The following is a 5,101-nucleotide window of genomic DNA, read 5'->3' as shown; positions in this document are numbered from 1 at the left end:
CACTTGGGGGGCGGATGCTCAAATGCGCGGATGGAAAGGCCGTCTGAAAAACAGGATTTTCAGACGGCCTGTTGATTTTGGCAATGTGCGTTTTTTTCTTCGGCTATAGTTATGGTATATTTGTTATACCTTTTAGTTTGGTTGCATTTCGTATGTTTGAATTTGACCCGAATAAGAGTGCCGCCAATTTAGAAAAGCACGGCATTGATTTTATTGCCGCCCAAGAGCTTTGGCAGGACGACTACCGTCTTGCCGTACCTGCCAAAACAGAAGGCGAAGTACGCTATGCCTTAATCGCCAAGTTGGACGGTAAAGTCTGGACGGCCATTTATACTCCGCGCGGCGGCAATATCCGCATCATTTCAGTGCGCCGCGCCCGCGACAATGAGGAGAAGCTCTATGAAAACTTCAGAATTTGACCGCCGTTTCGATCATGGCGAAGACATCAGCGATGCACTCGATTTGAGCCAAGCCGTTCGCCCCGGTCTGCAAGCCAAGCGGGTTAATGTGGATTTTCCTGCCTGGATGGTGGAAAGTTTGGATAAGCAGGCGGCGCACTTGGGCGTATCCCGCCAATCGCTGATTAAAATGTGGTTGTCGGAACGCTTGGAAAAAACTGCGTAAATCTCAATACGGGAAGCGCGCGAGCCGTTTTGCAGATAGACAACAGATAACAAGGCCGTCTGAAAAAGCCGCTGTTTCCGAATATCCGGAAGCAGCGGCTTTTTCAGACGGCCTGTTGCCGCTTTATGCCGGTTAATAAACGTCGCGCTGGTAGCGTTTGTCTTCGCGCAAGTCGTTGAGATAGTCTTCGGCTTCTTCGCGGCTGAGCCGGCCTTGCTCGGCAATGACATCGAGCAGGGCGGTTTCGACGTCGCGTGCCATGCGGGTGGCGTCGCCGCAAACGTAGATATGTGCGCCTTGCTGCAGCCATGCCCACACTTCGGCGGCGTTGGCGGCGATTTTATGCTGCACATACACTTTTTCCGCGCCTTGTCTGCTCCAGGCCAAATCGGCGCGGGTCAGCAGGCCGTCTTTGCGGAATTGCTGCCACTCGGTTTGGTAGAGAAAGTCGTCGGTAAAACGCTGGTTGCCGAAAATCAGCCAGTTTTTGCCGCTGTCGCCGTTGGCGCTGCGCTGCTGCATAAAGGCACGGAACGGGGCGACGCCAGTGCCTGCGCCGATCATGATAACGGGGGTGTTGCCGTCTTGCGGCAGGCGGAAGTGCGGATTGTGTTCGACAAATACGCGCACGCTGCCGCCTTCTTCCAACTGATTGCCGAGAAAGCCCGATGCGGCGCCGGTGTAGCTGTGGCCGTGGTGGTCGAAGCGCACGACGCCTACGGTCAGGTGGACTTCTTCGCCGACTTCGTCCTGCGCGGAAGCGATGGAGTAGAGACGCGGGGTTTGCGCGCGGAACAGGCCGAACAGGGTTTGCGCGTCGAGCGGGTGCGGGTATTGGGCCAGCACGCCGACGGGCGGGTTTTCGGCTAGGAAAGCGGGCAGGGCTTCGCTGTCGGCGGCGATGGCCTGCAGCGCTTCGTGGCCGCTCAATACGGCGTATTGCTGCACAAAGGCCGGGGTGTTTTGGGTGATATCGGCAAACTCGGTTAAGGCCGTCTGAATATCGGTGGCGCGGCCGTCGGGCAGGCTCACGCTTTCGCTGCCGCTAAGGCCGTTTAAGGCCAGAATTTCCTGCACCAGCGCCGGCGCGTTCAGCGGCCATACGCCCAGGGCATCGCCGGCTTGGTAGCGCAGGCCGGAGCCGCTGAGATCGATTTCGATGTGTTCCACATCTTTTTCGGCATCGCGCGAGGTGATTTTTTGGCGTACCGACAAGGTGGCGGTCAGCGGCTGCTCTTTGGTATAGGACACGGCGGCGGCATCGGCTTGCGGCGCGGTGGCAGCGGCGGCGGATTGGCTGCTTTGCGCGGCCAAATCGCCGACTTTGGGCACAAGGGCATCGACCCAGGCATCGGCGGCGGCTTGGTATTCGAGATCGCAGATGCCGATATCGTGCAGGCGGGTGGCGCCCAGCGCGGCGAGTTTTTCGTCGAAATCCTTACCGGCCTGGCAGAATTTGGGGTAGGACGAATCGCCCAAACCCAATACGGCAAAAGTGAGTTTGCCCAAATCGGGCGCTTTTTTGCCGAACAGGAATTTATACAGCGGCAGGGCTTCTTCGGGCGGCTCACCTTCGCCCTGGGTGGAAGTAATCAGCAGCAAGATGTCTTCGTCGGGCAGGGTTTTGCTTTTGAAGTCGGCCGCGCCGGTAAGGCGCGCATCAACTCCGGCCGCTTCCAAGCGCGCGTGCAGGGTTTCGGCCACGCGGCGGGCATTGCCGGTTTGCGAGGCGGAGAGTACGGTCACGCGGCGGGCCGGGGCGGGCGCAGCGGTGGTAAGCGACGGGGCGATACCGGCCGCGCCGCCCTGGCTTTGCGCCCAGCAGTAGCCGGAGAGCCAGGCCAGCTGGGTCGGCGAGAGTGCGGAAAGTTGCGCTGAAAGCTCAGCGGGAAGCGGATTGGCTTGGTTCATGAAAAGTCCTTTGTCGGGCGGCCGGTGTGCGCTCGCGGCCGGTCTTGTGTTGTGGCGCTACTTTATACAGGCCGTCTGAAAAAAGGAAAGAATGGTTTGTTTGTTAGTAATGCAATTTTGTTATAAACGTCGGCGGCGTGCGGCTGCCCTGCCGTCTGAAAAATGCTAAACTGCGCTTTTTTCAGACGGCAGGAGAAGCAGATGAGCCGGTTACGCAGCTTTCGGATTTGGGCCGCCGTGTCGGGCGCGGCGCTATTGTGCGCCTGCCGTACGGACGCGCCTGCGACAGACGGCATCCGCACGGCGGAAACGGGCAGCCTGATTGCCTTTTATGCGGGCGATACCGGCTCTGCGCCTTTATTGGCCGCGCTGGAAGGCTGCGGCGCGGAATTGCTTTACGAATACCGCAACTTAAACGGCATCGCCGCCCGCCTGCCATCGCCGCGCAGCTTTGTAGAAGCGGCGGCGTGTTTGGAACAGGCCGACGGCGTATTGTCGGTGATGCCCGACCAAATCATGCAACTGCACGGCACATCGGCGCAGGGGGCGGCGGAGTAGATGTCTGAGCGCAAAATCATCCATATCGATATGGACGCGTTTTATGCTTCGGTGGAGCTGCGCGAGCAGCCGCATTTAAAAGGGCAGCCGGTGGTGGTGGCGTGGGACGCTTCGCGTTCGGTGATTTGCGCGGCTTCGTATGAAGCGCGGCAGTTCGGTTTGCACTCGGCAATGTCGGTGGCTGCGGCCAAGCGGCTTTGCCCGCAGGCGGTGTTTGTGCCGCCGCATTTCGATTTATACCGGCGCGTGTCGGCGCAGATACACGCCGTTTTCAGACGGCATACCGATTTAATCGAACCTTTGTCTTTGGACGAGGCTTATTTGGACGTGACCGCGAATTTCCAAAATATTCCCTATGCCAGCGAAATCGCCCGGCAAATCCGCAGCGATATTTTCCGGGAAACCGGGCTGACGGCCTCTGCGGGCATCGCGCCCAATAAGTTTCTGGCCAAAATCGCTTCCGACTGGCGCAAACCCAACGGGCAGTTTGTGCTGCCGCCGCAGAAAGTGGCGGGCTTTCTGGAAACGCTGCCGCTGGGCAAAATCCCCGGCGTGGGCAAGGTGACGCTGAAAAAAATGCAGGCGCTGGGCATGCAGACGGCGGGCGATTTGCGCCGCTTTGAGCGCGGCGAGCTGCTCAACTATTTCGGCCGCTACGGCTACCGCCTGTATGATTTGGCACGCGGCATCGACGAGCGGCCGGTGCAGGCGCGCGCGGAGCGTTTGCAGATTTCGACGGAAATCACGCTGCCCGAAGACATCCCGCTGGCGATGACTTTGGCGCATCTGCCGCATTTGGCGGAAGATTTGTGGCAGCAGGTGCAGCGCAAAAACGTCGGCTTCAAAAGCGTGACCCTCAAGCTGAAAACCCATGATTTCCGCATCATTACCCGCTCGCTGACCTATTCTTCCGCGCTGCCCGACTGCGCCGCGCTGCTGCAGGCCGCGCAAACGCTGGCAGAGCGCGTGCCGCAGCAGCAGGAAGACGCGTTCCGCCTGATCGGCATCGGCGTCGGCCATCTGCTGCCGAAAGACAGCCAAGGCTCGCTCTGGCCGGAATAGGCCGTCTGAAAAAGCGGCTTGAGGGGCGTTTGGTTATAAAGAAATAGAGAAGCATTCTTTCCCACCGCGCGGCAAAAGGCGCACAATGGCGGCCAGATAATCCGCAGACGGTCGCGCCGGTTGAAATGCCGCGCAACCTGAAGCACAAGCCACAAAAGGGAAACACCATGTCTTCATTCCGCCCGCAGCTTTGGCGCATACCCGAAGTCGCCGATGCCGACCGCCTGCGCCTGCCCGAATTAACCGCCGCTTTGCACGCGCGCCTGCAGGAAATCGCCGCCCGCTTTCCGCAGGCCGTGTTGGCATCCAGCCTGGCGGTGGAGGATATGGTGATAACCGATGCCGTTTGCCGTCTGAAACTGCCCATCCGCATCATCACGCTGCATACCGGCAAGCTCAATCCCGAAACTGAAGCGCTGATTGCCGCCACCCATGCGCGTTATCAAACGGAGTTGGCGGTGTTTCACCCGATTGCCGCCGATGCCGAAGCATTTGAGCAGACCTACGGCGCAGCGGCCATGTATGAAAGCGTCGAGCTGCGCCGCCGTTGCTGCCATATCCGCAAAATCGAACCGCTCAACCGTGCCCTGGCCGACGCGCCCGCCTGGCTGACCGGCCAGCGCCGCAGCCAGTCGGACACCCGTTCGGAGCTGGCGTTTGAAGAACAGGACGGCGCACGCGGCATCGCCAAGTTCAACCCGATTTTCGATTGGGAGGAAGCCGATGTATGGGCCTATGCCGCCGAGCATGATGTACCGCTGAACGATTTGTACCGCCAAGGCTACCCGAGCATAGGCTGCGAACCGTGCACCCGCCCGGTGAAAGCAGGTGAAAATATCCGCGCGGGGCGCTGGTGGTGGGAGAGTAAGGATAGTAAGGAATGCGGGTTGCATAAGTAGGACGAGGTAGCAGCCTGCCGAATGTATAGTCATTTAAAATAAGAATG

The 5,101-nt window shown here is 59.4% G+C and carries 6 protein-coding genes; 5 read left to right on the top strand and 1 reads right to left on the bottom strand.

The window, feature by feature from the left end; translation table 11 throughout:
- Positions 1-152: 152 nt before the first annotated feature.
- On the top strand, positions 153-419 hold the full coding sequence (locus tag BDE01S_RS08160; protein ID WP_066079968.1) for a BrnT family toxin: 267 nt from the start codon (positions 153-155) through the stop codon (positions 417-419).
- The gene (brnA, locus tag BDE01S_RS08155) at positions 400-624 is read left to right on the top strand and encodes a type II toxin-antitoxin system BrnA family antitoxin (RefSeq protein WP_066079965.1); all 225 of its coding nucleotides are present in this window, start codon (positions 400-402) and stop codon (positions 622-624) included. Before BDE01S_RS08160 ends, brnA begins: the two co-directional genes overlap by 20 nt.
- A 132-nt stretch (positions 625-756) precedes the next feature.
- Here the strand turns inward: brnA and BDE01S_RS08150 are convergent, their stop codons facing one another.
- Entirely contained in the window at positions 757-2,535 is a 1,779-nt protein-coding gene (locus BDE01S_RS08150) for an assimilatory sulfite reductase (NADPH) flavoprotein subunit (protein ID WP_066079962.1), read from the bottom strand.
- A gap of 201 nt (positions 2,536-2,736) precedes the next feature.
- On the opposite strand from BDE01S_RS08150, the gene BDE01S_RS08145 reads away from it, so the two are divergent.
- From BDE01S_RS08145 to BDE01S_RS08135, 3 genes are all read left to right on the top strand, one after another.
- Positions 2,737-3,093, top strand: a complete 357-nt coding sequence (locus BDE01S_RS08145; protein WP_066079959.1) for a protease inhibitor I9 family protein — start codon at positions 2,737-2,739, stop codon at positions 3,091-3,093.
- Positions 3,094-4,155, top strand: a complete 1,062-nt coding sequence (gene dinB, locus BDE01S_RS08140) for a DNA polymerase IV (protein WP_066079957.1) — start codon at positions 3,094-3,096, stop codon at positions 4,153-4,155.
- Positions 4,156-4,322: 167 nt separating this feature from the next.
- Entirely contained in the window at positions 4,323-5,054 is a 732-nt protein-coding gene (locus BDE01S_RS08135; RefSeq protein WP_066079954.1) for a phosphoadenylyl-sulfate reductase, read from the top strand.
- The last annotated feature ends 47 nt before the right edge of the window (positions 5,055-5,101 follow it).

Source organism: Bergeriella denitrificans NBRC 102155 (assembly GCF_001592185.1).
In the GTDB taxonomy this organism is placed as follows: domain Bacteria; phylum Pseudomonadota; class Gammaproteobacteria; order Burkholderiales; family Neisseriaceae; genus Neisseria; species Neisseria denitrificans.
This window is presented reverse-complemented; position numbering and strand designations above follow the sequence as displayed.